Source organism: Homoserinibacter sp. YIM 151385 (assembly GCF_027912415.1).
GTDB lineage: Bacteria > Actinomycetota > Actinomycetes > Actinomycetales > Microbacteriaceae > Schumannella.
In genome coordinates this window covers 1,172,333-1,198,891 of record NZ_CP115175.1, presented here as the reverse complement: position 1 = coordinate 1,198,891, position 26,559 = coordinate 1,172,333, and the positions used below count along the sequence as shown (strand labels likewise).

Here is a 26,559-nt window from a genome sequence, read left to right as displayed (position 1 = left end):
GCCATTCTCCGCCGTAGGCTGGAGAGCCGCGCGCATCCACGGGCCGCGGGAGGAGAGCGGGCGGCATGGCGGAGCAGACGACGCGCGAGGCGGGCATCCTCGCCCCCGCGTACCGCACCGCGACCGTCGGCTCCTTCGCGCTCATCTTCCTCGCCGCCTTCGAGGCGCTCGCGGTGACGACCATCATGCCGACGGTCGCGGAGGAGCTCGACGGCGACGCCCTCTACTCGCTCGCCTTCTCCGGCACCCTCGCCGCCTCCGTCGTCGGCATGGTCGCGGGCGGCGCGTGGTCGGACCGGCGCGGGCCCGTGCCGCCGCTGCTCGCGGCCGTCGGCGTGTTCCTCACGGGCCTCCTCGCGGCGGGGCTCGCGACCGACATGGGCGTCTTCGTCGTCGGCCGGTTCCTCCAGGGGCTGGGCGGCGGCGCGACGACCGTCGCCCTCTACGTCGTCGTCGCGCGCCTCTACCCGGCCCGGCTCCACCCCTCGATCTTCGGCGCCTTCGCGGCCGCCTGGGTCATCCCCTCGCTCATCGGCCCCGCCGTCGCCGGCTTCGTCGCCGACGAGATCAGCTGGCACTGGGTGTTCCTCGGGGTCGGGGTGCTCACCCTCGCCGCCTCGGCCGTCATGCTGCCGACGCTGCGCCTGCTGCTCGCGACCCCGCACGAGCGGGCTGAGGAGCTCGCGCGCGCGTGGCCCGCCATCCTCCTCTCCCTCGTCGTCGCGGCGGGGGTCGTCGCGATCTCGATCGGCGGCGAGCTCGGCGGGGGCGCCGCCCACGGGGATGCGGGGGCCGGCTCGCCCGGCACCGGCTGGCTCGGCTGGGCGGTCGCCGCGGCGGCGCTCGTCGTCGTCGCGGTCGCGATGCGGCCCCTGCTGCCGAAGCGCACCCTGCTCGTCGGCCGCGGCCTCCCCGCGACCGTCATGCTCCGCGGCGCGGTCGCCGCCGCGTTCTTCGCCACCGAGATCTATCTCCCGCTCCTCCTCCAGGAGCGCGACGGGCTCTCGGCGACCGCGGCCGGGCTGATCCTCACGGTCGGTGCCGTCTCCTGGGCGGTCGGCTCCGACGTGCAGGGCCGCTTCCTCGCGCGGATGCCGCACGATGTGGTCGTCCGCATCGGCGCGGCGCTCGTCGCGGCCGGCATCGCCGGGCAGCTGCTCGTCGCCGTGCTCGGCCTCGGGCCCGTCGGCGCGGCCGCCGCCTGGCTCGTCGCGGGCGCCGGCATGGGCACGGTGTTCCCCCGCATCAGCACGCTCGTGCTCGCCTACTCGACGCCGCGGGACCAGGGCTTCAACAGCTCCGCGATGTCGATGGCGGATGCCGTCGGCGGCGCCATCGCGATCGCGCTCTCGGGTCTCGTCTTCGCGGCGGTCGGCGGGCGGGAGCAGCCGAGCGCCTTCACCGCCGTCTTCGTCCTCACGGCACTGCTCGCGGTCCTCGCCGTCCCCGTCGCGATCCGGGTGCGCGAGCGCGCCCGAGAGGCATCTGGACACGCCACAGCCGCTTCATAGACTGCTCATAGCGAGCGGTGGCGGAATGGTGGACGAGACGCGGATGCGCCTCCCCGCCGAGACGCCAGAGAGACCGCCCGCCGTGACCATGACCCCTCCCGCCACCCGCCCCGCGCCCCTCGTCCGCCTCGACGGCTCGCCCGTCCGCGCGCTCGTGGTCGACGATGAGGACACCCTCAGCGACCTCCTCCGCATGGCGCTCCGCTCGGAGGGCTGGGACACCCGCGTCGCCGCCAACGGCTTCGACGCGCTCCGCACGGCCCGCGACTTCGCCCCCGACGTCGTCGTGCTCGACGTCATGATGCCCGGCATCGACGGGCTCGAGGTGCTGCACCGGCTCCGCGCCGACGGCAACGACGCGCCCGTCCTCTTCCTCACCGCCAAGGACGGCGTCGACGACCGCATCGCCGGGCTCACCGCGGGCGGCGACGACTACGTCACGAAGCCCTTCAGCCTCGAGGAGGTCGTCGCGCGGCTCCGCGGGCTCGTGCGCCGGCACACCCTGGTGCAGGGCGAGGCGGAGACGCAGCTGCGGGTCGGCGATCTCACCCTCGACGAGGAGACCTACGAGGTCTCGCGCGGCGGCGTCCCGATCCGCCTCACCGCGACCGAGTTCGAGCTGCTCCGCTTCCTGATGCGCAATCCGAAGCGGGTGCTCTCGAAGTCGCAGATCCTCGACCGGGTGTGGAGCTACGACTTCGGCGGGCGCTCCTCGATTGTCGAGATCTACATCTCCTATCTCCGCAAGAAGATCGACACCCTCGGCGAGCCGATGATCCACACGGTGCGCGGCGTCGGCTACTCGATCCGGCCGGCGGTCGGGTGAGCTCGCCCGCGCGCGCGGCGCGGCGGCGGCCCTGGTCGCTGCAGCGCCGCCTCCTGCTCGGCATCGTCGCGCTGCTCGCGCTGCTGAGCATCGTCGTCGGCTCGGCGAGCGTGCTCGTCCTCCAGCAGAACCTCATGGTCCGGCTCGATCAGCAGGTGCGCGCCTCGCTCGGATTCGAGGGAGGCCAGGGCGGCCCGATCGGCGGCGACACCGGTCCGCAGCGGCGCGTCGGCAGCCTCGTCGTGCTGCTCGTCGACGAGGAGGTCCGCGTCGCCGCGTACACCGCCGACGACGGGACGATCGTGCAGCCCTCGGTCGAGCAGCTCGCGGCGCTCGAGGGCGTCGCGGTGGACGGGCGGCCGACGACGGTCGAGCTGGGCGGCGATCTCGGCGCCTTCCGGGTCGCCGCCCGGGAGGACGTCGAGCGCGGCGTCGTCGTGATCTCGGGCCAGTCGCTCGCCGAGGTGCGGGCCACGACCGGCAGTCTGATCCTCATCTTCGCGCTCGTCGCGGTCGCGGCGCTCGCCGTCGCGGTGCTCGCGGGCCAGCTCGTCGTGCGGCTGGCGCTGCGCCCGCTCGACCGGGTCGCCGCGACGGCGACCCGCGTCGCCGAGCTGCCGCTCGCCACCGGAGAGGTCGCGCTGCGGGAGCGCGTCCCCGAGCGGGATGCGGACCCGGCGACCGAGGTCGGCCAGGTCGGCGCCGCCTTCAACCGGATGCTCGGGCACGTCGAGCTCTCGCTCCGGGCCCGGCAGGAGAGCGAGGACACGCTGCGGCGCTTCGTCGCCGACGCGAGCCACGAGCTGCGGACGCCGCTCGCCTCCATCCGCGGCTACTCGGAGCTCGCGCAGCGCATCGAGGGCGAGCTGCCGCCCGACGTCGCCCGCTCACTCGACCGCATCGGCTCCGAGTCGGTGCGGATGACCGGGCTCGTCGAGGACCTGCTGCTCCTCGCCCGCCTCGACGCGGGCGACCGCCTGCGCCGCGAGGAGGTGGAGCTCGCGCCGATCCTCCTCGACGCCGTCGGCGACGCCCACGCGGCCGGGCCCGAGCACGTGTGGGAGCTCGACCTCGCGGAGGACGCCGCGGATCTCGTCGCCGTCGGCGATCCCGGTCGTCTCACGCAGGTGGTCGTCAACCTCCTCGCGAACGCGCGCGCCCACACGCCGCCCGGCACGACCGTCACGGCGGGGCTCTCCCGGGAGGGGGATGCGGCGGTGCTGCGCGTCGCGGACGACGGCCCCGGCATCCCCGAGGCGCTGCGCCCGCGGCTCTTCGAGCGCTTCGTGCGCGGCGACGACTCGCGCTCCCGCGCCGCGGGCAGCTCCGGGCTCGGGCTCTCGATCGTCGCCGCGATCGCGGAGGCGCACGGCGGCGTGGTCGCGGTCGACTCGCGGCCCGGCGCGACGGTCTTCACGGTGCGCCTCCCGCTCGCCTGAGCGCGCGCGCCGCCGCGCAGGGAGGCGTCGCGGGCTCCTCAACGAGCGTCGGGGCGTGCCGATTCTCGGAGATTCGTCGCGATCTGCACCCGAGGGACGAGGTTCGACCGGATTCTCCGAGGATCGGGACAGCTCCGCTCGACGAGCGGGGCGCTCACCACTGCGAGGGGCGCAGCTGTGCGGGCCGCCGCCCGAGCAGGGGGACGGCGCGCTCGACGGCCACGTCGATGCGGCCGCGGAGGTCGTCGGAGGCGATCCGATGGTCGCGGAAGTCGGCGTCGGAGCCGTAGACGCCGATCGGCAGGGTCAGCGCCTGGAAGAAGCCGAACAGCGGCCGGAGCTGGTGCTCGATCGTGAGCGCGTGGCGCTCGCTGCCGCCCGTCGCGGAGAGGAGCACGGGGGTGTCGACGAGGGAGTACTGGCCGACGAAGTCGAAGAGGTGCTTGAAGAGCCCGGTGAAGGAGGCGCGGTAGACGGGCGTGCCGACGACGAGCAGGTCGGCCGACTCGATCGCGCGCAGGCTCGACTCGACCTCGTCGGGGAGGTCGGTGCGGCGGATCGCGCCCGCGAGCTTCGGACCGATCCGCTGGACCTCGATGAGCTCGGCGTCGACGTCGCGGCGCTGCGCGACCGCCTCGACGATCGCCTCGACGAGCACCGTGGTCTTCGATGGCGCGCTGAGGCTGCCGGAGACGGCGACGACCTTGAGGCGGCTCCCGTCCGGGCTCGCCGCGGTCTCCGGTCGTGCGATGGCGGTGTCGGTCATGCCAGCGAAGCTACGTCCGCATCCCGCCCGATGCGAGCCGTGTTGCGCCGTGCGACGCAATGTGAAGCCGCGTGACGGATGCCGCTCGCGCGCGGGAGGCGGACCCGCGACGATACCGGCATGGCCCGTCAGATCCGCTTCAACGCCTTCGACATGAACTGCGTCGCACACCAGTCCTCCGGGCTGTGGCGCCACCCCGACGACCGCTCTTCGACCTACAACACGCTCGAGTACTGGACGGAGCTCGCGAAGCTCCTCGAGCGCGGCACCTTCGACGGCATCTTCATCGCCGACGTGCTCGGCACCTACGACGTGTACGGCTCGAGCAACGAGGCCGCGATCCGCAACGGAGCGCAGGTCCCGGTCAACGACCCGCTGATGCTCGTCTCGGCGATGGCGCTCGTGACCGAGCATCTCGGCTTCGGCGTCACCGCCGGCACCGCCTACGAGCACCCGTACCCCTTCGCACGCCGCCTCACGACGCTCGACCACCTCACGAAGGGCCGCGTCGGCTGGAACGTCGTCACGGGCTACCTGCCGAGCGCCGCCCGCAACATGGGCCACGACGACCAGCTCGAGCACGACGACCGCTACGACCACGCCGACGAGTACCTCGAGGTGCTCTACAAGCTGTGGGAGGGCTCGTGGGAGGACGACGCCGTCGTCCGGGACCGCGAGTCGGGGGTCTTCACGGACCCGTCGAAGGTCCACCACATCCAGCACGAGGGGAAGCACTTCAAGGTGCCCGGCATCCACATCTCGGAGCCCTCGCCGCAGCGCACGCCCGTCATCTACCAGGCGGGCGCCTCGCCGCGCGGCATCGGCTTCGCGGCGGGCAACGCGGAGGCGATCTTCGTCGCCGCCCCCTCGAAGGAGGTGCTCCGCGCGACGGTCTCGCGCATCCGCGACGCCCTCGAGGCGGCCGGTCGCGACCGGTACTCGGCGCGCATCTACACGCTGCTCACCGTCATCACCGACGAGACCCCGGAGAAGGCGCGGGCGAAGTACGAGGACTACCTGCAGTACACGAGCGCGGAGGGCGCCCTCACCTTCATGTCGGGCTGGATGGGCGTCGACCTCTCGCAGTACGAGCTCGACGAGCCCGTCGGCAACGTCGAGTCGAACGCCATCAAGTCGGTGCTGTCGAACCTCCAGGCCGAGAAGGATCTGGGCCGCGAGTGGACGGTGGGCGACCTCGCCACGCAGGGGGCGATCGGCGGCCTCGGCCCCTTCATCGTCGGATCGGGCGAGCAGATCGCGGACGAGCTGCAGTCGTGGGTCGAGGAGACGGATGTCGACGGCTTCAACCTCGCCTACGCGATCACCCCGGGGACCTTCGAGGATGTCGTCGAGCACGTGATCCCGGTGCTCCGGGCGCGCGGCGTCTACCCGAGCGAGTACCAGCCGGGCACGCTCCGGCAGAAGCTCCACGGCCGCGGCGACCGCCTTCCGGAGGAGCACCGCGGGGCCGGGTACCGCATCCGCTCGGCGCAGCCCGCCCGCTGATCCGGACGCGACGACGGCGCGGGCGGCAGATGCCGCCCGCGCCATCACCGCGCGTCCCGAGGCTCCGGGGTCCGCGGATCCCCCCAGTGGCATCCGCGGACCCCGGCCCTCAGGGCCGGTCCGGGCCGCGCCCCCGCGCGGCCCCCGGACCGGGAGACCCGCCGGACGCTGGGACGCCCGGCGGGTGGCCGATCAGCGCTGTCCGAGCCGACGGCGCGCGATCATCAGCACGCCGGCGAGCATCATGAGCACCGAGAGGGCGAGTGCCGGGGCAGCGCCCGCGGCGCCCGTGGAGGCGAGCACCCGCACGTCGCCGGCGGCGGCCGCGGTCACGCCGCCGATCCCGACGACGCCGCCCTGACCCGAGGCGGTCGGGCCGCCGTCATCGGTGCCCTCCTCGAACAGCTCGAACGGGGTGCCGGCGTCGCCGCCGTCGGTCTCGCTGTCGCCGAGGACGCTGATCGCGTTGCCGCCGAGGATGATCGGGATGCGGATCAGGGGAGCGACCTGCGTGCCCCCGCCGATGCCGTCATCGCCCGAGGTGCTCGGGCCGCCGGACTCGCCGGTGTCGCCGCCGTCGCCGGTGACGACGGTGTCGCTCGACGAGGCGTCGCCGAGGACGCTCACGGCGTTCCCGCCGGCGGTGATCGGCGCCGCGATCCCGGGCACGATCTGGGTGCCGCCGAGGATGCCGTCGTCGCCGCCCGTCGAGGGGCCGGTGCCGGCGTCGCCGCCGGTCGTGCCGCTCGTCGAGCCGATGCCGGTGCCGTCGGTCGTGCTGTCGCCGATGATGCTCACCGCGTTGCCGCCGACCGTCACCGGGGCGTCCGCATCCGCGAGCACCTGGGTGCCGCCGAGGATGCCGTCGTCGCCGGTGGTGGTGCCGGCGGTGCTGCTGTCGGCGGTGTCGGTGGCGGTTGTCGAGTCCTCCGCGGTGGCGTCGCCGAGCACCGAGATGGCGTTGCCGCCGATGGTGATCGGGGCGTCTGCGTCGGGCGCGATCTGGGTGCCGCCGAGGATGCCGTCGTCGCCGGAGGTGGTGCCTCCGGTTCCGGCGGTGTCCGATCCGGTGCTGCCGGGTGCGGTGGTGGTGGAGCCGGTGCTGTCGGCGTCGCCGAGGACGGAGACGGCGTTGCCGCCGGCCGTGATCGGGGCGGTCACGTCGCCGAGCACCTGGGTGCCGCCGAGGATGCCGTCGTCGCCGGTGGTGGTGCCGGCGGTGCCGGACCCGGTCGCGCTCTCGGAGTCGCCGGAGCGGCTCGTCGAGTCCTCGCTGCGTGCGTCGCCGAGCACCGAGACGGCGTTGCCGCCGATGGTGATCGGGGCGTCCGCGTCGGGCGCGATCTGGGTGCCGCCGAGGATGCCGTCGTCGCCGGAGGTGCTGCCTCCGGTGGACGCGGCGTCGGAGTCGCCGGACCCGCTCGAGCCGCTCGTCGACTCCGCGCTGTCGGCGTCGCCCAGGACGCTGACCGCGTTGCCGCCGACCGTCACGGGGACGTCGACGTCGACGAGGGCCTGCGAGCCGCCGCCGACGCTGTCGGAGCCGCCCGTCGAGGCGGCCGGGGCCGGGGCGGGTGCCGCGGCGGGCGCCGGCGCCGAGCTCGTCGAGTCGCTCGACGACGAGTCGCCGACGATCGAGATCCCGTTGCCGGAGAGGTCGACGGGGACGTCGACGTCGAGGAGCGCCTGGGTGCCCGAGAGCAGCCCGTCGTCTCCGTTGGTGGTGGGCTGGTCGGCCGCGTGCGCGGCGCCCGCCCCGAGGGCCATGAGCCCCCCGGTGAAGGCGATGCCGAGCAGCGCCCTCCGGATGGTGATGTTCATCGTTCCAACTCCCTGAATGCTGGTGTGATGCCGTTCGCGTCGGCACGCGATCCGCGTGCCCGTGGGGTGCCGGCACATGCGTGTTCGCACGGCCGACCGCGGCAGCGCCGCATCCTCGGTGGATGCGGCATCCCAGTCAGTCGGGAGAGGAGTCGGTCTCGAAGACCGGCGACGAGGGCAGCACCTCGTCGCGGTGGGCCTGGGCCCGGCCGCCCTGGAGGGCGGCGAGGAGATCGCGGCGCGCGAGGAGCGCGACGGCGGCCGCCGCGGCTGCGGCGGCCATGCCGAGGGTGCCGGCGTCGGAGCCGAGCACGCCGAGCGGCGCGCCGCCCGCGGGCGCGGGAAGTCCGGCGGCGGCGCGGGCGCCGAGCACGGCGGTGCCGAGCTCGGCGATGTCGCGCGCGGCGGCGACGGCGAGCTCGGCGGGAGGCGGCGCCGTCGTGTGGCGCACGGAGTCGGGCAGGACGGCGGCGGCCGGCGCGATCGCACCCGACGCGACCGGAGCCAGCGGCTCGAGGCCCGGCTCGACGACCTCGACGGTCGTGCCCAGGATCCCGTCGACGAGGCCCGTCACGGGAGTCGTGACGCTGCCGACCGGGGTCGAGCCGAGCACCCCGCCGACCACCGGGAGGCGGTCGGTGCCGAGCACCTGGAGCGTGCCGTCGACGAGGTCCGCGACGGGGGCGACGGCGGTGCCCGTCGGCTCGTCGCCGAGCGTGCGGGTCAGCGCCGCGACGGCGGTGCGGAGGGCGTCTGTGAGCGCCGTCGCGGCGGGCCCGTCGGCCCGGTGCGAGGTGGGCGACTGCCCCGTCTTCACGGGCTTCGCGGCGGGCTGGGAACTCGGCTTCGCTGGCTGCGCGGGTGCGGCCGGCGCGGGCTTCGAGACCGGCTTCGCGACGTGCTGGACGACGGGCTTCACGACCTTCTCGACGACCGGCTTCACCGTGCCGCCGACGACGCCGTCGAGGGTGTCGCCGAGCGGATCGACGACCGCTTCGAGCGTGCTGCCGAGCCCGCCGGTGAGCGAGGCGTCCTGCTCGCCGGCGGCGGCGTGGGCGGGGCTCGAGAGGCTGAGGGAGAGCGCGGCGGCGCCGAGGACCGCGGCACCGGAGAGCAGGAGGAATCGCACGGCACGCGGCATCTTCGCCGACGCGCTGGCGTCCATCCCCTGATCCACGGTCACCACCCCCTGTTCGACGGGTCCGCAGTCGTTGTGAAGGGGACCATACGCCCGGGACGGTGCGGTGTCCACCCCCTTTCGAGGGATCTTCGCCTGCGAGCCCGAGCTCACAGCCCCCGTTCAGCTACCAGCCGAGCGTGCCCGGTGCGCCCTTGAACGGGCCGACGATCCGATCGGTGATCCAGCCGCCGTAGAAGTCGCCGTCCTGCGCGCGCACGAGCTCCCCGCCGATCTCGCACGCATCCATCGCCCCCGGGTAGAGCGCGATCATCCCGCGCAGCGACTCGTAGCCCGGGAGGGGGCTCGGATACGTCCAGGCCGCACGGGATGCGATGACGCCGCCGGCGCGGACATCGAGGTAGGCGGCGCGGCCCTTGAACTCGCACATCGAGGCGCCGGGAGCGGATGCGAGCGCATCGGGTGCGAAGTCCGCGGCCGGAAGATAGTAGGTCGGCGGATGGCTCGTCTCGAGCACGCGGACGGCGGCCCGAGTCGAGACGACGATCTCGCCCCCGAGGCGGACGACGACGCGCTCGCGGCTGGGCTCGACGCGCGGCGGACGCGGGTAGTCCCACACCGACTCCTGGCCGGGGCCCGGCACCGCTCGCTGGATCGCCACGCGCCCGACGCTACCCCTCCGCGGACGTGCCGAGGGCGCCGAGCCGACATGCGGCGGACCCGAGGCTCGTGCGCGGGCGCCGTCCAGCCCGCTCGACTACGGTCTCGGGGTGCCTCGTCTCCCCGGCCGCGCATCCGCGGCCCTCCCTCCCGGTCGCCACCTCGCCCTCACCTGGGGCATCCCGGAGGGCTACGGCGGCATGACGAACGCGATGCTCCACCGCACGCGCGCCTTCGTCGAGGTCGGCGGCGTCGAGGTCGACATCGTCACCCTCGACGCCCGGGCGGACTACCCCGAGCTCGAGCAGCGCTTCCTCGCCGACGGCCGCATGGCGGCCGGCTCGCGCATCCTCAACCTCTGGGACTGGCTGCGCGAGCACCCGCTGCCGGGCGGCTCGCTGCACCCTCAGCGCCATCCGCTCCTGCTCATCGACGAGGAGCGGGATGCGAGCGAGCTGGGCGAGCCCCGGATGCGGGACGGGCGCGTCCTGAGTCGAAGCCGGGTGGGCGCTGAGGGCGAGACGCTCCAGATCGACCACTACCGCGAGGACGGGACGCTCCTCGCGAGCGACCGCCGCGACGTCTGGAAGCGCGGCGAGCTGGGCGGGCGCTCGGTCGTGCTCTGCGACGAGCGCGGCGAGCCGGTGCGATCCTGGGGCCGCATCTGGCACCTCTACACGGCCTGGCTCGACGCGCTCATCGCCCGCCGCCGCACCTGGATGATCGTCGACAGCAAGGCGGTCGCGAACTTCATCCTCACCTACCGCCGTCCGAACGTCGTGACGCTCCACCTCGTCCACGCCTCGCACCTCGTCGGCCAGAAGCGGCCGATGGGCACGCTCCGGGAGAGTCGCCGGCCCGTCTTCGAGAACCTCGACGGCTACGACGCCGTGGTGCTCCTCACGGAGCGGCAGCGGCACGACGTCGAGATCATGCTCGGCCGGCACGACAACCTCGAGGTCATCCCGAACGCACGCGATCTCGGCGACCTCGATCCGGCGTCCCTCGACCTCGAGCGCGACCCCGGGCACGGCGTCATGCTCGCCGCGCTCACGAAGCGCAAGCGCGTCGACCACGCGATCCGCGCCGTCTCGGCCGCCGCGGAGGATCTCGCCGGCGGCGCGCACCGACCTGATCTCGACGTCTTCGGCGACGGCGAGCTGCGCGGTCGCTTCGAGCGGATGATCGCGAAGCTGCCGGACCCCGATCGCGTGCGCCTCCGGGGCCACGACGCCACCGCGCCCCGGCAGCTGCATCACGCCTCGTACCTGATCCTCAGCTCCACCTCGGAGGGATTCCCCCTCGTGCTCGTCGAGAGCATGGCCGGCGGCTGCCTCCCGATCGCCTACGACGTGCCCTACGGCCCGGCGGACATCATCCGCGACGGCCGCAACGGCTTCCTCGTCCCGCCGGGCGACATCGCCGGGCTCACGGCGGCGGTCGAGCGGATCGCCACCATGCCCAAGCCGGAGCTGGACCGGATGCGGCTGGCCGCGCAGCGCACGGCGCAGCGCTATACCGACGAGCGGGTCACCGCCGACTGGGCGCGCGCCTTCGGCCGTGCCCTCGCGCGCAAGCAGCTCAAGCGCGCCGGCGTGACCGGCTATGTGACGACGGCGCGGCTCGCGCGCTTCGTCATCGTCCGGGGGATCCGGACGCGGATCGAGCGGGCTCGGCGGCGTCGCGCGGCGGTCTGAGCGCGGCGCTCGCCCGGCCGACGCGCCGCCCGACCTGGCGCGCGAGCCGGTGCGACGGCCTCTCGACGACGCGGTGGAACAGCTCGGCCGCGAGCAGGCTGAGCGGCACGGAGATCGCGGCGACGAGCCACCAGCGCTCGTCGCCCGTGAGGAAGGCGACGCTCGCGATGATCGGGACGTGCACGAGGTAGAGGCTGAACGAGACGCGGCCGAGCCACTGCGAGACGCGGGCCTCGAGGAGGCGCGAGATCGCCGGCGAGCCGATCGCCACGAGGATGATGCCGACGGCGCCCACCCCGGCGAGCCCCCACAGGGTCCGGCCGAGGAGCGAGTCGGACTCGGCGATCGGGCGGCCGAGCCAGCTCGCGATGAGCATGGCGGCGGAGGCGGCGCCGCCGAGCCCCCACAGGAGCGGTCGCGGGCGGGCGGCGGCCCACCGCCGGAAGTCGTCGAGCCGCACGGCGATGAGCGAGCCGAGCAGGAACACCGGCAGGTAGACGAGCGCCTCGAGGTCGAGGATGCGGCCGAGGATCGTGCCGCCGAGGGCGAGCGCGCCGAGCAGCGCCACGTGTCGGCGGCCGACGACGGCGATCACGACGAAGAGGGGGAGGAGGAGCGTGAAGACGAGCTCCCAGCGCAGCGACCAGAGGACGTTGACGACGTCGTAGCTCGCCGGGGTCAGGCTCGCCTCCGCGAGCAGCTGGCCGGCGTCGAGCGTCCGGGCGTTGGCGTCGACGATCCACTCGCCGTCGGCGACGCGTGCGGGATCGCGCGGCAGCAGCGCGATGAGGAGCGCGGCGAAGAGCAGCGCGCCCCAGACCGGGAGGTAGAGCCGCACGGCGCGTGAGACGAGGAAGCCCGCCCAGCTGAAGCCCTCCCGGAGCGCGGGCAGCACGACGACGAGGCCGCTCAGGACGAAGAAGACGAGCACCGCCTCGGTCCCCGCGAAGGCGAGCTTCGCCGGGGTCTCGGTCGCGAGCTGCCAGGCGGTGCTCGTGTCCCCACGGCTGAGGAACGGTCGCGCGATGAGGCTCAGGTGGTAGAGCACCACGACGAAGGCCGCGACTCCGCGTACGCCGTCGAGCGCATGGAGTCGAGTCGAGCCGGACACCCCACGATGCTACGCGCCCAGCCTGACGGCGCCCTGGTCGGCCACTGGCGGCGGACTGGGCGGGCGCTCACGCGAAGAAGGCGCGCAGCTCGGGGCCGAGCGCGGCGGGGGAGACCATATGCGTCTGACCGGAGAGCACCGCGTGGCGCGCCCCCGGCACGGCCTCCGCGATCGCGCGCTGGGCCGCATCCATCTCGGGCGCCGCCTTCTCGCCGCACAGCGCGAGGACGGGGATGCGGATCGCCGCGAGCCGCTCGCGGGGCACCTCGAAGTCGCCCATGACGGCCGCGTCGTACCGGAGCGTCGGCGCGACGGCGAGGAGGTGCCGCCACGCCTTCCGCATGAGCCGCATCATGATCGGCATGATCTTCGGCCCGTTCACCATCGTCACCATGAAGTAGTCGACGGCTCGGCCGTTGCGCCCCTCGGCGATGAGCCGATCGAGGGTGCCGTGGTGGTCGAGCGGAGCGCCGTCGCGGCCGGCGCGGCGGCCGACCCACGGCGCCTCGTAGCTCGCGAGGCGCGTGATGGGCGCACCGGCCGCGGCGGCCTCGAGCGCGAGTCCGGCGCCCGAGGACTGGCCGAGCACGAGCGCCTCGCCGCCGCCGGCCTCGATGACCGCTGTGAGGTCCTCGATCTCCCGCGCCACCGCGTAGGGTTCCGTGTTCCCGCTCTCGCCGCGCCCCCGCCGGTCGTAGGCGATGACCGTGAACGCGTCGGCGAGGGATGCGGCGACGTCGCGCGCGGGGCCGAAGTCGCGTGCGCACATGGCGCCGTCGACGAGCACGAGGAGGGGACCGCGGCCGACCGTCTCGTAGGCGATGCGCGTGCCGTCGGCGGAGACGGCGAACGCGGTCGCGCTGCGTGCGGAGGCCGTGCCGGCGCCGGTCATGCCGCGCCCCCCGCCCAGATCGCGTCGAGCTTCAGGAAGGACGACTCCCATCCGTCGATCGTCATGTCGCGGTGCTCCGCGGTGAACGGGCCCTGATGGATCGTGATCCGGGTCCGCTCGCCGTGGTCGTGGAACCAGACGCGGAGCGTGACGCCCGAGATCTCGCCGTCCTCGCTGCCGGCCTCGATGACGCCCTCGAGGTACTCGGGCGGGATGACCTGCCGGAGCACGGCGCGCAGCGGGTAGGTCGCGCCGTTCTGGTCGTCGACCATGTCGAGGTCCCAGCGGCCGCCGGCGTGCGGCTGGACGAGGACGCTGGCGGAGTCGACGTGGACCTCGGCGGGGCCGAACCAGCGGCTGAGGTGCTCGGGCTCCGTCCAGAAGCGCCAGACCACGTCGCGCGGCGCGTCGAAGGCGCGGGTGATGAAGACGTCCCGGTCGGTGACCTCGGGGACGGCGGGGATGCTGCTCATGATTCCTGCTCCTTCGTCGGATTCTCGGCGAGGTAGGCGGCCAGCGCACCGTCGAGTGCGTCGAGCCGGTCGCTCCAGAACCGCTTGTAGTGCTGGATCCATGCGGCGGCCTCGCGCATCCCCTCCGCATCGAGGCGGCTGTAGCGGGACTGCGCGACGCGCTCGCGTCGGATGAGGCCGGCGCTCTCGAGCACCTTGAGGTGCTTGGACACGGCGGGCTGGCTCATGTCGAAGGGCTCGGCGAGCTCGCCGACCGTCTTCTCGCCCTCCGCGAGGCGCGCGAGGATCTCGCGCCGGGTGGGGTCGGCGAGGGCGGAGAACACGCGGCTGAGCTCGTCGACCGGCATGGTCGCCCCTCTCCTCGTCATCCGGCGGCTCGTGAATATAACCGATTGGTTCGATAACCGCTGGGTTGGATGATGGCACGCCGGTACGGCGGCGTCAAGGCCTCCCGGTAGGATCGGAGCATGAAGGTCGCCGCGTTCGTCATCGCCATGATCCTGTTCGTCGGAGCTCTCCTGCTCTTCGGCTACGCGATCGACGCGGCGGCGCCCCTCCAGTTCCTCATGTTCGGCGGCGGCATCATCGCCGTCTCGCTGTCGCTCGTGATCCCCTTCCACCTCCTCGAGAAGCTCGACTGAGGCCCGGCGGAGCCGCGATGCCGACCGGTGAGGGATCGAGCGCCGAGGTGCTCGTCCTCGCCCCGCTGCCGGATGCGTTCCGCATCGTGACGGCGGCAGACCCCGCGAGCTGGTACCCGCGCTTCGGCCCGCTGCCCGCGGTCGTCGGGGTCGTCGACCGCGCCGGAGCCTTCGACGCGGAGGGCGATCACCGGCGCCTGCTCCTCTCCGACGGCGGCTCGGTCGTCGAGACGCTGCGGCTCGTCGACGAGCCGCGCCGCTTCGCCTACGACCTCTCGCACTTCCAGAAGCTCTTCGGCCGCCTCGTCGAGGGCGCCCGCGCCGAGTGGGTCTTCGCGCCCGAGGGCGCCGGCACCCGCGTCCGCTGGACCTACGAGTTCCACCCCCGCCGCGGCGCTCGGCTGCTCGTCCGGCTCGTCGTCAGGCTGTGGTGGGCGCGCTACATGCGGCGCGTGCTGCCGCCGATCGCGCGCGAGGCCGGACCGCTCGCCTGACCACGACGGCGTCCCGTCGGATCAGAGCGCCCGCAGCCGCTCGAGCAGCGGCTCCGCGGCCTCCTCGAGGAAGCGGTCCTGGCCCTCGTCGCCGACCTGGACGATCGCGAGATCGGTGAAGCCCGCGTCGAGGAAAGGTCGAGCCGACTCGGCGATGCGGTCGAGGTCGGGGCCGCACGCGATCGAGTCGGCGACGTCCTCCTCGCGCACGAAGGCGCTCGCGCCGTGGAAGCCCGCCGGGGTGGGGAGGTCGGCATTGACCGACCAGCCGCCGGCGAACCAGCGGAACTGCTCGTGCGCGCGCGCGACGGCGGCGCCCTCGTCCGGGTCCCAGCAGATGGGGAGCTGGCCGATCTTGCGAGAGGGGCCCTCGTGCGCGCCGTCCCACGCGCGGACCAGCTCGGCGTCGGGCTCGACCGCGACGAGATGGTCCGCGAGGCCCGAGAAGCGCGCGACGGACTTCTCGCCCGACACGGCGACTGCGATCGGCACGCCGTCCTCGGGAAGGTCCCAGATCCGGGCGGAGTCGACGCGGAAGTATGCGCCGTCGTAGGTGACCAGACCGCCGCCGAGCAGCTCGCGGATGATCTCCATCGCCTCCACGAGCATGTCCTGCCGTGCGTCGATCGCGGGCCAGCCCTCCCCGACGACGTGCTCGTTGAGGTTCTCGCCCGAGCCGAGGCCGAGCGTGAAGCGGCCCTCCGCGAGGAGCTGCAGCGTCGCCGCCTGCTGCGCGACCACCGCCGGCCGGTAGCGGATCGTGGGGCACGTCACATAGGTCATGAGCTCGACGCGCGAGGTCGCCTGAGCGACCGCGCCGAGCAGCGTCCAGGCGTGCGGCGCGTGGCCCTGCTCCACGAGCCACGGGGAGAAGTGGTCGCTCGACACCTCGAAGTCGAAGCCGCGCTCCTCCGCCGCCGCGGCGTAGCGGACGAGCTCGCGCGGCCCGCTCTGCTCGGTCATGAGGGTGTAGCCGAAGCGCGTCATCGTGCGCCGTCCTTCCGCGGGATGTCGATCTCGTCCTCGTCGACCTCGATCTCGCCGACATCGTCGGGCCCGCCGGTCCCCGGCAGCGTCTTGACGGCGTCCCGGTCGATCTCCGGGTCGTCGGTCGCGCCGCTGTCGCGCGGCGACGACTGCCGGCCCTCGACGTCGCGCTCGCTGCCCGGGCTCTCGCTCACATCTTTCTCGCGCTGCTGCGGCTCGTCGAGCGGGGCGTCGGCATCGGGATCGCGTGACGTGGTCATGCGGCGACGCTAGATCGGCTGGCGGGCCGCGGCGCTCGGCTCGCTGCTCGCGCGCACCGCGCCCGCACCTCGCACCCAGGATCACCGCGGCGGAGCCGGGCGCGGGAGCCTAGGCTGGCACGCATCATGAAGCCGCTGACCGAGGCCGACATCCGCGCATCCCTCGTCAACGCGCCTCCCGGCGAGGCGCAGCGCATGCCGCTGCCGGGTCTGCACGAGGTGCTCTGGGAGGAGCGCGAGTACCTCGGCTGGCGCGACCCGCAGGCGCCGCAGCGGGGCTACCTCGTGTTCTGGCGCGACGGCGAGCCGGTCGGGCTCGTGGTGCGGGCCGCCGCCGCGACGATGGGCGGCGGCGCCGCGCTCTGCAATCTCTGCAACACGCAGCAGCCCGCCGATCAGGTGCGCATGTTCTCGGCGCCGAAAACCGGTGAGGCGGGCGAGCGCGGCAACTCGGTGGGCACCTACATCTGCCGCGACCTCGCGTGCTCCCTCATCATCCGCATCGCCCCGGCCGCGAGCACCTCCTTCCGCGCCGATCAGGACGCCGCGGTCGCCGCGCGCGCCGAGGGGCTGTCCCGCCGGCTCGAGTCCTTCGCCGACCGCGTGCTCGACGCGGCCTGAACGTCGCCCGGGAGCCGGGGCCGTCGGGCTGCCGCGCGTGCGAGCGTCAGGACATGAGCGATGCGACGAACGACGACCTCGAGACCATCCGCGGCATCCTGCGATCCGGGCGCACCGCGATCGTGACGAGCCGAGGCTCAGGCGGTGCGCTGCACAGCCGCCCGCTGGCGCTGCTCGAGGCGGAGGAGTTCGAGGGAACCCTCTGGTTCCTGACCTTCGACCCGAGCACCAAGACCGACGAGATCCGGCGGCATCCCGAGGTCAACGTCTCGGTGGCCGACGACAAGGGCTACCTCTCGCTGAGCGGCGCGGGGTCCGTCGACCGGAGCCAGGCCCGCATCGACCAGCTCTGGAACCCGTTCGCGGACGCCTACTTCGAGGGCGGGCGCGAGGACCCGGCCGTCGCCGTGCTCCGCGTCGACGTGGCGACCGTCGAGTACTGGGACACGGACAAGCCCGCCGTCGCGAAGGCCTTCCAGGTGGTCAAGGGCATCCTCACCCGCCAGGAGCCCGACCTCGGCGAGAACCGGCGGGTCGAGCTGTGAGCGCCGGGATCCGGGTGGGCGGCCGCGTCAGCTGGGGGACCTCGCAGGGGCGCACCCAGGGGAAGGTCGTCGAGCGGAAGACCGCCGACTTCACCTTCGAGGGTCAGCAGTTCACGGCGAGCGACGAGGAGCCCGCGTTCGTCGTCGAGTCGGAGAAGACCGGGGCGAGGGCGGCGCACAAGGGCTCGTCGCTGCGCCCGCTGTCCTCGGACTGAGCGGCGGGTCGCCCGAGGCGACCTCAGAGGCCGCGGTCGACCATCGCGATGACGTGCTGGCCGACCGCGCGTGCGACCTCGTCGGGCAGCTCGCTGAGCGGGCCCTCCAGCACGAGCATCGCGAGCCCGTGCACCGCCGACCAGGCGACGAGCTCGGCCCCCTCCCGGCGCTCGGGAGCCAGCTCGCCGGCTGCCACGAGGTCGTCGAGCGCGATGCCGAGGAGCTCGAAGGGGGTGCGGCCGCCGGGGCCTGCCTTCTCGGGGCTCAGCGCCGACTCGAGGTTGCGCGGCACGGTGAAGGCCGCGCGGAAGATGCCCGGCTCGTCGTGCGCGAAGCGGAGGTAGCCGGTGCCGACGGCGCGCAGCTCGGCGTGCGCACGAGCGGCGGGGTCCTCGTGGGGGTCGATCGCATCCCATTCCCGCTCGATCGCCTCGGCGACCCGGCCGAGGGCCGCATCGGAGACCGCCTGGACGAGCGCGCCGCGATCGGCGAAGTGGCGGTAGGCGGCGTTGGGGGAGACGCCGGCGCGCCGGGTGGCCTCGCGGAGCACGACCGCATCCGGCCCGCCGTCGCGCGACATCTCCAGCCCGGCGTCGACGAGCGCCTGCCGGAGATCCCCGTGACGGTAGGTCGTGCGCGCGGCGGTCATCCCGCTCCGTTCCGCCGGCCTGGACTCTGGCGCCCGGCCGTGACATTGTTGACAGTGTTCACAATATAGTCGATCCGCCCCGGATCATGTGGACGCATGGATGCGAGACACGGAGGTCCAACGACATGCTCACCACGACCGGCGCCTTCAGCGGCTACTCGGCGGACGATACCGAGCGGCTCGCCGTCTTCTACCGCGACACACTCGGGCTGGACGTCCGCGACGCGGGCATGGGCGGCATCATCGCGCTGCACGTCACGGGCGGCGCCCCGATCATCGTCTACCCCAAGGGCGAGGACCACGTGCCCGCGAGCTACACGGTCCTCAACCTCGAGGTCGCCGACATCGATCAGGCGGTCGCCGAGCTCGCCGAGGCCGGCGTCGAGCTCATCCGCTACGAGGGATCCGGGCAGGACGAGCATGGCGTGATGCGCTCGACCGATCCCGCCGAGGGGCCGACCATCGGCTGGTTCGCCGACCCGGCCGGCAACATCATCTCGCTCATCGAGGGCTAGACCGGCGTCGGCCGCGGGGGCGGGCATCCGCTTGAATGGGCCGGTGCACGATACGCCCCGCCTCGACCCCGAGCTGATCGGCCGCCTCCGTCGCGACCTCGACGCCGCCGGCCTCACGGTCGACGCGCTGCGCGAGCTGTGGGGGGATGCCGCCGACGGCGCGCTCGAGCGCGGCGACCGGGTGCCGGCGCTCCGGGCGCTGCGCGGCGCCGACTCGGCCCTGTCGGTGCTCGCGCGGCTGCTCGTGCTCGGCACCCCGGTCGGCCGGGTGGAGCTCGACCGCGCCCTGCCCTCGCTCGGCTCGGCCGGCGCACTCGAACTCGGACTCGCGATCGCGGTCGCGGGTGACGCGGGCCTCCTCGCCCCGGCCCTCGACCTCCGGCCGTCCTCCGTCGTCGACGGCACCGGCGTCACGAGCTGGTGGATCGCCTCCGACCTCGGCGAGCTCGCCCTCGGCGGCGCCCTCCGCACGGACCACGTGCTCGGCATCGGCGGCGCCTCCGCGACGCTCGCCGCGCTCCAGCTGCCGGCCGAGGGCGGGAGCGTCCTCGACCTCGGCACCGGGAGCGGCATCCAGGCCCTCCACGCCGCCCGCTGGGCCGATCGCGTCATCGCGACCGACGTCTCCGAGCGCGCCCTCGCCTTCGCCCGCTTCAACGCCGCGCTCAACGGCGTCGACCGCATCGAGTTCCGCCTCGGCAGCCTCTACGAGCCGGTCGCCGGCGAGCGCTTCGACCGCATCGTCACGAATCCGCCCTTCGTCATCACCCCGCGCCGCGAGGGCGTGCCCGCCTACGAGTACCGCGACGGCGGGATGGTGGGGGATGCGCTCGTCGCCTCCGTCGTGGAGGGCGCGGCCGCGCACCTCGCCCCCGGCGGCTCCGCGCAGCTCCTCGGCAACTGGGAGTACCGCGACGGGCGCAGCGGTCTCGATCGAGCCGCCGCGTGGGCTCGGGGCGCGGGACTCGAGCACTGGATCGTCGAGCGGGAGGTCCTCGACCCGGCCCGCTACGCCGAGACCTGGATCCGCGACGGCGGCACGCGACCCGGCACCCCCGAGCACGAGGCGCTCGTCGACGCCTGGCTCGACGACTTCGCGGAGCGGCGCGTCGACGAGGTCGGCTTCGGCTACGTGCTGCTCCGCCGTCCGGCCGCGCCGACGGGTCCGGGCACGGATGCGGGAGTGCGCCTCGCGGTGACCGAGCGCATCGCCGAGGGCCTCGGCGAGAACCTCGCGGGCATCGGCGCCCACCTCGCGCAGGCGCTCGCGGGATGGGATGCCGTCGCCGGCCTCGACGACGCGCAGCTCATGGAGCAGCGGCTGCGCGTCGCGCCCGACGTCACCGAGGAGCGCAGCCACTGGCCCGGCGAGGAGCACCCCAGCGTGATCCTCTTCAGGCAGGGCACCGGCTTCGGCCGCGCCGTCCACGCCGACACCGGGCTCGCCGCGGTCGTCGGCGTCTGCGACGGAGAGCTCGCCCTCGGCGCGATCGTCGACGCGGTCGCCGGCCTCCTCGATGCGGACCCGGCCGCCCTCCGCGCCCAGCTCGCGCCCCGCATCCGGGAGCTCGTCCGCTTCGGGATGCTGCTGCCGCTCGAGCGCTGAGAGGGGCGGGCGCCCGCCCGGATCCGGGGGCTGACCGGATGCCGTCCGTCGCCGCGCCCGCGGAGCATGGAGTCATGACCTCGACACTCTCCCGACCCCGCACCGGCCGCATGATCGGCGGCGTCTGCCTCGCGTTCGCGGAGCGCTTCGGCTGGAACGTCGCGCTCGTCCGACTCCTGACGGTGCTCTCGCTGCTCATCCCCGGGCCCCAGCTGATCTTCTACGTCGTCGCCTGGATCGTGATCCCCGCCGAGCCGGACGGCTCCCGGGCGGTGCGCGACTGAGACCGCGCGGCTGACCCGCTCCACAGGTCCATCCCAGGTCTCGTCCAGCGCCCCTGCCTACCTTGGGAGCACGAGGAGGCAGGACCCATGGGTTTCTTTGATCGGCTGTTCGGCACGGAGGAGCGCGCGCCCGAGGCGGCGCCCGTGCCGCAGCGGCAGCAGGCCGTGCGCACGGCGTCGGATGAGGACGAGCGCGCCATCGAGCGCTACCGGTACCTCATCCGCACCGCCCCGCCGGAGACGATCGAGCAGGTCCACGCGGAGGCCTTCGCGAAGCTGAGCGACGAGCAGCGCGCCGTCATCTACGAGGAGCTGAGCCGCGGCGCCGGCACGGGCGAGCGTCCGCTGTCGAGCGAGCCGGCCACACTCGCTCGTGCCGCGACCCGCGCCGAGATGCGTCAGCCCGGCACCATGGAGCGCGTCGTCGGCGGCGAGCAGGCGCAGGGCGCCGGCATGGGGCAGCGCCCCGGCATGGGATTCGGCGGCATGGTCGCGGGCTCGCTGCTCGGCACGGTCGCCGGCTACGTGATCGGCTCGGCACTCGTGAGCGCCTTCCTCCCGTGGGACGACGGCGGTGCGAGCGCCGACGGCGGCGAGCAGGGCGCGGACGCGGGCGGCTCCGACGCGGGCGGCGCGGATGCGGCGGGCGCGGACGCCGGCGGCTTCGACTTCGGCGGCGGAGACTTCGGCGGGGACTTCGGCTTCTAGCCGCCTCCGCACCGCTCGACCGGCGTGAGCTGCCGCTACGGCCGGAGGAGCACCTTGATGGCGCGGCGCTCGTCCATCGCGGCGTATGCCTCTGCGGCCTCCGCGAGCGGCAGCTCCAGGTCGAACACGAGCCCCGGCTCGAGCGATCCCGCGAGCACGTCCTCGAGCAGCTCCGGGATGTAGGTCCGCGCCGGCGCCATGCCGCCGGCGATCGAGATGTTCCGCCCGAACAGGAACCCGACCGGCAGCTCCGGCCCGCCCGCGGGCACGCCCACGTAGCCGACCCGGCCGCCGCCGCGCACCGAGCCGAGCGCCTGCCGCATCGACTCCTTCGTGCCGACGCACTCGAGCGCGGCATCGGCGAGCTCGCCGTCGAGCAGCTCGCGGATCGCGGCCACCGCCTCGTCGCCGCGCTCGGCCACGACGTCCGTCGCGCCGAATCGCCGTGCGAGCGCCTGCCGATCCTCGTGCCGGCTCATCGCGATGATGCGGGACGCGCCGAGGCGCTTCGCCGCGAGCACGGCGCTGAGGCCGACCGCGCCGTCCCCGACGACCGCCACGACATCCCCCGGGCCGACGCCTGCCGAGACGGCGGCGTGGTGCCCCGTCGACATGACGTCGGAGAGCGCGAGCAGGTGCGGCAGGAGCGCCTCGTCGACCGGGCCGGGCACGCGCACGAGGGAGGCCTCGGCGAAGGGCACGCGGACGCGCTCGCCCTGCGCGCCCTCGATGCCGCGGCCGTCGACGTCGTCGCCGCCGAAGAAGGTCACGTGATCGCAGGCCGCGGGCATGCCGTGACGGCAGGCCTGGCAGGTGCCGTCCGCGAGGGAGAAGGGGGAGATGACGAAATCGCCGACCTCGAGGCCCCCGACCTCCGCGCCGAGCTCCTCGACCACGCCGACGAGCTCGTGCCCCATCGCCTTCGGCTCGCCGCCGCCGCGCACGCCGCGGTAGCCCCAGAGGTCGGAGCCGCACACGCAGGCGGCCACGACGCGGACGATCGCGTCCCCCGCGCCCGGAGCGCTCGGCGCCTCGCGCTCCTCGACGCGGACGTCTCCTGGCGCATGGAGGACGACGGCGCGCATCAGCGGCGCCGGCCCCGCCCGATGAGGAGCCAGAGGATCGAGCCGATCCAGTTGAGGAAGAACGCGATCGCGATCCAGAGCACCTTGCCGCCGACCCCGTGGTTGTTGTTCTGGAGGATCGACACGAGCGTGATGATGAAGATGATGAGGCCGACGATGCCGAGGCCGAGAGTCAACGGGTCCATGTGCTCAACAGTACCGGCGGGCGGCGTGCCGGAGCCCGCCGCGGGCGGCCCGCCTCGTAGCCTCGCCTGGTGATGGATCAGGGCTTCGACCGCTACGGCTCCGACGTGCTCGCGAGCGGGTGGAAGGAGCGCGGACGCCCCGTCGTGCGCGAGGTGCCGGTCGAGCGCGGCCTCCTCGTCGAGCTCCTCGACCCGGAGTTCGTGGGGGAGGTGGTGCGCATCGAGGGCCGGACGATCGAGCTCGAGGACCGCCGCGGCCGGCGCCGCGCCTTCCCGCTCGGACCCGGCTATCTCGTCGACGGGCAGCCGGTCGTGCTCGTCCCGCCGAGGGCGGTCTCCCGCGGCACCGGCCGCACGGCATCCGGCTCCCTCGCCGTGACCGGGCAGCGCGCCCGCGTCGCGCGTGCCAGCCGCATCCTCGTCGAGGGCCGCCACGACGCCGAGCTGGTGGAGAAGGTGTGGGGCGCCGACCTCCGCATCGAGGGCATCGTCGTCGAGTACCTGGAGGGCGTCGACCACCTGCAGGACGCGCTGCGCGAGTACCAGCCCCGCCCCGGCATCCGGATCGGCGTCCTCGTCGATCACCTCGTGCCGGGGTCGAAGGAGCAGCGGATCGCCGACGCCGTGCAGGGCGAGCACGTGCTCGTGGTCGGGCACCCCTACGTCGACGTCTGGCAGTCGGTGCGCCCGGAACGGCTCGGCCTCGAGCGCTGGCCGGAGATCCCGCGCGGCACCGACTGGAAGCACGGCATCCTCGACCACCTCGGCTGGCCGCATGAGGACCAGGCGGATGTCGCGGCGGCCTGGCAGCGGATCCTCGGCCGCGTGCGCGGCTACACCGACCTCGAGCCCTCCCTGCTCGGGCGAGTCGAGGAGCTCATCGACTTCGTCACGCAGGCGTGACGGCCTCGGCCGGCGCCGCGGGTGCCGGCCGTCGCGAACCCCAGCGGCCGAGCAGGAGCACGGTCGCCGAGAGCAGCGCCGCGCCGAGCAGCGCCAGCCAGACATCGAGGTACCACTCCATGACCGCGAAGGTCGGGATGAAGGTCAAGGCGGCGGCGATCCCGACGATGAGCGGCGGCGGCGTCGCGCCGAGCTCGCGGGGTGCCTCCCAGCGGCCGACGAGGAACGAGAGCCCGAAGATCGCGACGAGCACGAGCAGGTAGACGAGCGGGCGGGTCCACCACCAGGCCGGGCTCGCCGGCTCCGGACTCGCGCCGGGGACCAGCAGACCGACCCCGGCGAGGATGATGATGACCGGCAGGTGCCACAGGTAGATCGTCATGAGTCGGGAGCCGACGACGAACACGACGGCGCGGGCCGCGTGGGTGCTCATGAGCTTCGCGAGCGCGGGTCGCAGCAGCCGCAGCACGCAGGCCTGGCCGATGCCGAGCGCGACGAGCGGCACGGTCGGCGGGTTGAGGTTCGTCAGCATGTCGTCGCTGTACCCGCCGTACACGGTCATCGGCACGAGAGCCGCGTAGGCGACGGCGGCGATGGCGACGAGCTGCCACCAGCGTCGCGCGGCGAACCAGCCGTCGGCGTACCAGAAGCCGATCTGCTGGATGAGCAGCCAGACGAAGGCGAGGTTGAGCAGCCCGATCTCGGTGACGCCCGTCGTGAACCGGGCGGTGTCGACGAGCGCCGCCCCGGCGAGCAGGCCGAGCAGCGTGAGCCGCGGCGCGCGAGCGTGGAGGGCGGCCATGAGCGGCACGAGCGACTGGCAGAGCACGTAGGCGGCGATGAACCAGAGCGGCGCCCCAGCGCCGGTGGCGACGACGTCGAGCAGCGAGCGGTCGACGCCGACGAGCACCGCCCCGCCGAGGACGACGACGTAGAAGACGAAGAGCGGGAGGGTCGGCTGTGCGAGTCGGAGGACGCGGTTGCGGACGTAGGCGGCCGCCGTGCTCCCGCGCCGGACGCTCGAGCGCCACGCGGTGAGGCTGGCGAAGCCGCCGACGACGAAGAAGAGCGGCATGATCTGCCCGGCCCAGGTGACGCCCGCGAACCAGCTCTGATCCTCGAGGGGCCGCGAGACGACGAGCTCGCCCTCTGCGCTCGACCCGACGCCCACCATGAGGAGGTGGATCACGACCACGAGCAGGACGCAGAACACGCGCGCGATGTCGAGCGTGAGATCCCGCTTCGAGAGGTCGATCGCGGAGGCGGCGCTGGTCATCCTGCCACCATAGGGGCGCGCTCCGGCGTGACGGCGGCTTTGCGATCAGGGCTAGCCCTGAGCGTGCGACTCGCATGGTGGCGGGACGCTGGGAGTCGGCGCCCGGTGTTCCGTCCGGCACCATGCTGGGGGCATGGCCGTCAACGTCCGCCGCCTGTCCTGCGAGCCCGAGGCCGTGTTCCGTGTGCTCGCGGACGGCTGGCTGTTCGCCTCCTGGGTCGTGGGCGCCTCGCGCCTGCGCGACGTCGACGCCGACTGGCCGCGGGCGGGCACGCAGCTCGAGCACTCCTTCGGCGTGTGGCCGGTGCTCATCGACGACGAGACGACCTCGCTCGAATGGGATCCGCCGCGCCGCGCCGTGCTCCAGCCGCAGGGCTGGCCCCTCGGCGAGGCGCGCGTCGAGATCGAGGTGCGTCCGCATCCGGGCGGCTGCCTCGTCCGGATGCGGGAGATCCCCGCGGAGGGGCCGGGGCGGTTCATCCGCGCGGTGCTCGAGCCGTATCTGCTGATCCGCAACCACGAGACGCTCCGCCGGCTCGCCTTCCTCGCCGAGGGCGGCGCCGGCAGGCGCTGACAACGCATCGACAGCGGGGGAGAGGACTCCACATGGGCAGGATCGTCGTGGCCGGCATGGTGAGCATCGACGGCTACATCGAGGGGCGGCGCGGCGATCTCTCGGCGATGCCGATGAGCGAGTCCTTCAACCTCCACAACGCCGACCGGATCCGCGATGCCACATCGCTCCTCTACGGCGCCACCACGTTCCGCCAGATGCTCGCCTACTGGCCGGCCGTGCTCGAGGAGGACGGGCACTCGGAGGCGGAGCGGGAGATCGCGCGGCGCATGCGCGACGGGATCCCGATCACGGTGATCTCCGATTCGCTGACGCCCGCCGATGTGGAGCCGTGGGGCGAGCAGACGACGATCGTCCCGAGGAGCGGCGCCGAGGACGCCGTGCGGCGGCTCCGCGAGGACGGGCGGGAGGGCGACGTGGTCGTCTTCGGGAGCCTGACCGTGTGGCCGGCGCTCCTCGCGGCGGGGCTGGTCGACGAGCTCTCGCTCATGGTCGGGGCGAAGGTCGTGGCCGGCGACCGGAACGTCTGGGCGGGGCTGCCCGAGACCGACCTGCGGCTGCGGGAGGTCGTCCGCTATCCGGAGGACGCGGTCGTGCTGCGCTACGAGGTCGCGCCCGGCTGAGGCGTCTGCTGATGGTGGGCGAGCCGCCAGTCGCCGTCGACGCCGACATAGGTGCTCGACATCGCGCCCGTGAACGCCGGCTCCTCGTCGTCGCGCCAGGCGCGTGCGCGGTAGAGCAGCACGGCGGCGTCGGCGCCGGCCGGGACGACCCGCGGGTCCTCGATCTCGTAGCGCCGCCAGCTGGGGGAGGAGCCGAGCGAGGCGACGACCTCGTCCCGCGTCATGACGCTCCCGTCGGCGAGGGTCATGAGCGCGTCGCGCGTCATCGTGCGCCCGTAGAACTCGTCGGCGCCGCCCTCGCAGAGCGCGTCCCAGCCCGCCCGCTCGACCTCGAGCAGCTCGTCCCGGAGCACCTGATGCGCCATGCCCCGACGCTACCCGGCGGGTGCCCGGATCCGACGACTGCCAGCCGCCGCACAGGTTGATGCATCATGGTTGTGGACGGTTTTTGCCGCACGCGGCAGCCATCCCGAACCCGAGCAACACGAAGGCCTCGTTCCACCAGTGACCCGACGTTCCACCGCGCGCCCGGCCGGCCGCCACGCGA

At 73.9% G+C, this 26,559-nt stretch carries 32 protein-coding genes; 17 read left to right on the top strand and 15 right to left on the bottom strand.

The genetic code is table 11. The features are described 5' to 3' along the window. Positions 1-65 precede the first annotated feature (65 nt). The 3 genes from OF852_RS05860 (at position 66) to OF852_RS05850 (ending at position 3,776) form a co-directional block, all read left to right on the top strand. Positions 66-1,511, top strand: coding sequence for an MFS transporter (locus OF852_RS05860; protein WP_271120863.1), 1,446 nt, complete (start codon positions 66-68; stop codon positions 1,509-1,511). Positions 1,512-1,599: 88 nt separating this feature from the next. Further along, entirely contained in the window at positions 1,600-2,337 is a 738-nt protein-coding gene (locus OF852_RS05855) for a response regulator transcription factor (protein ID WP_271121123.1), read from the top strand. Then, entirely contained in the window at positions 2,334-3,776 is a 1,443-nt protein-coding gene (locus OF852_RS05850; protein ID WP_271120862.1) for a sensor histidine kinase, read from the top strand. Before OF852_RS05855 ends, OF852_RS05850 begins: the two co-directional genes overlap by 4 nt. Positions 3,777-3,930: 154 nt before the next feature. On the opposite strand, the gene msuE is transcribed toward OF852_RS05850, so the two are convergent. After that, a complete protein-coding gene (gene msuE, locus OF852_RS05845) occupies positions 3,931-4,542 on the bottom strand; it encodes an FMN reductase (RefSeq protein ID WP_271120861.1) in 612 nt (203 codons plus the stop codon). A gap of 120 nt (positions 4,543-4,662) precedes the next feature. On the opposite strand from msuE, the gene OF852_RS05840 reads away from it, so the two are divergent. Continuing rightward, positions 4,663-6,048, top strand: a complete 1,386-nt coding sequence (locus tag OF852_RS05840) for an LLM class flavin-dependent oxidoreductase (RefSeq protein WP_271120860.1) — start codon at positions 4,663-4,665, stop codon at positions 6,046-6,048. Positions 6,049-6,240: 192 nt separating this feature from the next. Here OF852_RS05840 and OF852_RS05835 read toward each other — a convergent pair whose 3' ends face one another. The 3 genes from OF852_RS05835 to OF852_RS05825 form a co-directional block, all read right to left on the bottom strand. After that, positions 6,241-7,869 (bottom strand): chaplin family protein, encoded by a 1,629-nt coding sequence (locus tag OF852_RS05835; RefSeq protein WP_271120859.1) that lies wholly within the window; start codon positions 7,867-7,869, stop codon positions 6,241-6,243. 136 nt (positions 7,870-8,005) lie between these two features. Beyond that, positions 8,006-9,034, bottom strand: a complete 1,029-nt coding sequence (locus OF852_RS05830) for a hypothetical protein (protein ID WP_271120858.1) — start codon at positions 9,032-9,034, stop codon at positions 8,006-8,008. Positions 9,035-9,173: 139 nt separating this feature from the next. Next, a complete protein-coding gene (locus tag OF852_RS05825) occupies positions 9,174-9,668 on the bottom strand; it encodes a DUF427 domain-containing protein (RefSeq protein WP_271120857.1) in 495 nt (164 codons plus the stop codon). A gap of 109 nt (positions 9,669-9,777) precedes the next feature. Here OF852_RS05825 and OF852_RS05820 point away from each other — a divergent pair, with 109 nt between their 5' ends. Then, positions 9,778-11,364: a glycosyltransferase gene (locus OF852_RS05820; protein ID WP_271120856.1), complete on the top strand. Its 1,587-nt coding sequence runs from the start codon at positions 9,778-9,780 to the stop codon at positions 11,362-11,364. Here the strand turns inward: OF852_RS05820 and OF852_RS05815 are convergent. From OF852_RS05815 to OF852_RS05800, 4 genes are all read right to left on the bottom strand, one after another. Then, positions 11,303-12,475, bottom strand: coding sequence for an acyltransferase family protein (locus OF852_RS05815; RefSeq protein WP_271120855.1), 1,173 nt, complete (start codon positions 12,473-12,475; stop codon positions 11,303-11,305). The two genes, OF852_RS05820 and OF852_RS05815, sit on opposite strands and share 62 nt — an antisense overlap. A 67-nt stretch (positions 12,476-12,542) precedes the next feature. Beyond that, on the bottom strand, positions 12,543-13,367 hold the full coding sequence (locus OF852_RS05810; protein ID WP_271120854.1) for an alpha/beta fold hydrolase: 825 nt from the start codon (positions 13,365-13,367) through the stop codon (positions 12,543-12,545). Further along, positions 13,364-13,840, bottom strand: coding sequence for an SRPBCC family protein (locus tag OF852_RS05805; protein WP_271120853.1), 477 nt, complete (start codon positions 13,838-13,840; stop codon positions 13,364-13,366). The genes OF852_RS05810 and OF852_RS05805 overlap by 4 nt, the downstream gene beginning before the upstream one ends. Beyond that, positions 13,837-14,187 carry an ArsR/SmtB family transcription factor gene (locus OF852_RS05800; RefSeq protein WP_271120852.1) on the bottom strand — a complete coding sequence of 117 codons (351 nt, stop codon included), beginning with the start codon at positions 14,185-14,187 and terminating at the stop codon, positions 13,837-13,839. Before OF852_RS05800 ends, OF852_RS05805 begins: the two co-directional genes overlap by 4 nt. Before the next feature lie 120 nt (positions 14,188-14,307). Between OF852_RS05800 and OF852_RS05795 the strand changes: the two genes are divergently transcribed. Together OF852_RS05795 and OF852_RS05790 are read left to right on the top strand one after the other, a co-directional pair. After that, the gene (locus tag OF852_RS05795) at positions 14,308-14,481 is read left to right on the top strand and encodes a hypothetical protein (protein ID WP_271120851.1); all 174 of its coding nucleotides are present in this window, start codon (positions 14,308-14,310) and stop codon (positions 14,479-14,481) included. Between the two features lie 17 nt (positions 14,482-14,498). After that, entirely contained in the window at positions 14,499-14,975 is a 477-nt protein-coding gene (locus OF852_RS05790) for an SRPBCC family protein (protein WP_271120850.1), read from the top strand. Between the two features lie 21 nt (positions 14,976-14,996). Here OF852_RS05790 and OF852_RS05785 read toward each other — a convergent pair whose 3' ends face one another. Then, positions 14,997-15,962 carry a TIGR03557 family F420-dependent LLM class oxidoreductase gene (locus OF852_RS05785; RefSeq protein ID WP_271120849.1) on the bottom strand — a complete coding sequence of 322 codons (966 nt, stop codon included), beginning with the start codon at positions 15,960-15,962 and terminating at the stop codon, positions 14,997-14,999. Next, on the bottom strand, positions 15,959-16,222 hold the full coding sequence (locus tag OF852_RS05780; RefSeq protein ID WP_271120848.1) for a hypothetical protein: 264 nt from the start codon (positions 16,220-16,222) through the stop codon (positions 15,959-15,961). The genes OF852_RS05785 and OF852_RS05780 overlap by 4 nt, the downstream gene beginning before the upstream one ends. Positions 16,223-16,348: 126 nt before the next feature. Here OF852_RS05780 and OF852_RS05775 point away from each other — a divergent pair, with 126 nt between their 5' ends. Genes OF852_RS05775 through OF852_RS05765 form a run of 3 tightly spaced genes read left to right on the top strand, consistent with a single transcriptional unit; the run spans position 16,349 to position 17,603 of the window. After that, positions 16,349-16,843, top strand: coding sequence for an FBP domain-containing protein (locus OF852_RS05775; RefSeq protein ID WP_271120847.1), 495 nt, complete (start codon positions 16,349-16,351; stop codon positions 16,841-16,843). Positions 16,844-16,896: 53 nt separating this feature from the next. Next, entirely contained in the window at positions 16,897-17,388 is a 492-nt protein-coding gene (locus OF852_RS05770) for a pyridoxamine 5'-phosphate oxidase family protein (RefSeq protein ID WP_271120846.1), read from the top strand. Then, entirely contained in the window at positions 17,385-17,603 is a 219-nt protein-coding gene (locus OF852_RS05765; protein WP_271120845.1) for a DUF2945 domain-containing protein, read from the top strand. Before OF852_RS05770 ends, OF852_RS05765 begins: the two co-directional genes overlap by 4 nt. A 23-nt stretch (positions 17,604-17,626) precedes the next feature. On the opposite strand, the gene OF852_RS05760 is transcribed toward OF852_RS05765, so the two are convergent. Then, positions 17,627-18,253 carry a TetR/AcrR family transcriptional regulator gene (locus OF852_RS05760; RefSeq protein ID WP_271120844.1) on the bottom strand — a complete coding sequence of 209 codons (627 nt, stop codon included), beginning with the start codon at positions 18,251-18,253 and terminating at the stop codon, positions 17,627-17,629. 125 nt (positions 18,254-18,378) lie between these two features. On the opposite strand from OF852_RS05760, the gene OF852_RS05755 reads away from it, so the two are divergent. The 4 genes from OF852_RS05755 to OF852_RS05740 all read left to right on the top strand — a co-directional run bounded on the left by OF852_RS05755 (position 18,379) and on the right by OF852_RS05740 (position 21,366). Continuing rightward, on the top strand, positions 18,379-18,768 hold the full coding sequence (locus OF852_RS05755; RefSeq protein WP_271120843.1) for a VOC family protein: 390 nt from the start codon (positions 18,379-18,381) through the stop codon (positions 18,766-18,768). A 43-nt stretch (positions 18,769-18,811) separates the two neighbouring features. Continuing rightward, a complete protein-coding gene (locus tag OF852_RS05750) occupies positions 18,812-20,374 on the top strand; it encodes a DUF7059 domain-containing protein (protein WP_271120842.1) in 1,563 nt (520 codons plus the stop codon). A 74-nt stretch (positions 20,375-20,448) separates the two neighbouring features. After that, positions 20,449-20,658 (top strand): PspC domain-containing protein, encoded by a 210-nt coding sequence (locus tag OF852_RS05745; protein WP_271120841.1) that lies wholly within the window; start codon positions 20,449-20,451, stop codon positions 20,656-20,658. Positions 20,659-20,745: 87 nt separating this feature from the next. Next, positions 20,746-21,366, top strand: coding sequence for a hypothetical protein (locus OF852_RS05740; protein WP_271120840.1), 621 nt, complete (start codon positions 20,746-20,748; stop codon positions 21,364-21,366). A 35-nt stretch (positions 21,367-21,401) separates the two neighbouring features. Here the strand turns inward: OF852_RS05740 and OF852_RS05735 are convergent, their stop codons facing one another. Both OF852_RS05735 and OF852_RS05730 read right to left on the bottom strand, forming a co-directional pair. Further along, on the bottom strand, positions 21,402-22,451 hold the full coding sequence (locus OF852_RS05735) for a zinc-binding dehydrogenase (protein ID WP_271120839.1): 1,050 nt from the start codon (positions 22,449-22,451) through the stop codon (positions 21,402-21,404). Then, the gene (locus tag OF852_RS05730) at positions 22,451-22,636 is read right to left on the bottom strand and encodes a PLDc N-terminal domain-containing protein (RefSeq protein ID WP_271120838.1); all 186 of its coding nucleotides are present in this window, start codon (positions 22,634-22,636) and stop codon (positions 22,451-22,453) included. Before OF852_RS05730 ends, OF852_RS05735 begins: the two co-directional genes overlap by 1 nt. A gap of 72 nt (positions 22,637-22,708) precedes the next feature. Between OF852_RS05730 and OF852_RS05725 the strand changes: the two genes are divergently transcribed. Further along, the gene (locus tag OF852_RS05725; protein WP_271121122.1) at positions 22,709-23,539 is read left to right on the top strand and encodes a DUF3097 domain-containing protein; all 831 of its coding nucleotides are present in this window, start codon (positions 22,709-22,711) and stop codon (positions 23,537-23,539) included. Here the strand turns inward: OF852_RS05725 and OF852_RS05720 are convergent. Further along, complete coding sequence (locus tag OF852_RS05720) at positions 23,526-24,815, bottom strand: acyltransferase family protein (RefSeq protein WP_271120837.1); 1,290 nt, start codon at positions 24,813-24,815, stop codon at positions 23,526-23,528. The two genes, OF852_RS05725 and OF852_RS05720, sit on opposite strands and share 14 nt — an antisense overlap. Before the next feature lie 133 nt (positions 24,816-24,948). Between OF852_RS05720 and OF852_RS05715 the strand changes: the two genes are divergently transcribed. Continuing rightward, a complete protein-coding gene (locus tag OF852_RS05715; protein ID WP_271120836.1) occupies positions 24,949-25,389 on the top strand; it encodes an SRPBCC family protein in 441 nt (146 codons plus the stop codon). A gap of 32 nt (positions 25,390-25,421) precedes the next feature. Beyond that, a complete protein-coding gene (locus tag OF852_RS05710; protein ID WP_271120835.1) occupies positions 25,422-26,012 on the top strand; it encodes a dihydrofolate reductase family protein in 591 nt (196 codons plus the stop codon). On the opposite strand, the gene OF852_RS05705 is transcribed toward OF852_RS05710, so the two are convergent. Further along, positions 25,991-26,377, bottom strand: a complete 387-nt coding sequence (locus OF852_RS05705) for a nuclear transport factor 2 family protein (RefSeq protein WP_271120834.1) — start codon at positions 26,375-26,377, stop codon at positions 25,991-25,993. The two genes, OF852_RS05710 and OF852_RS05705, sit on opposite strands and share 22 nt — an antisense overlap. Between the last annotated feature and the right edge of the window lie 182 nt (positions 26,378-26,559).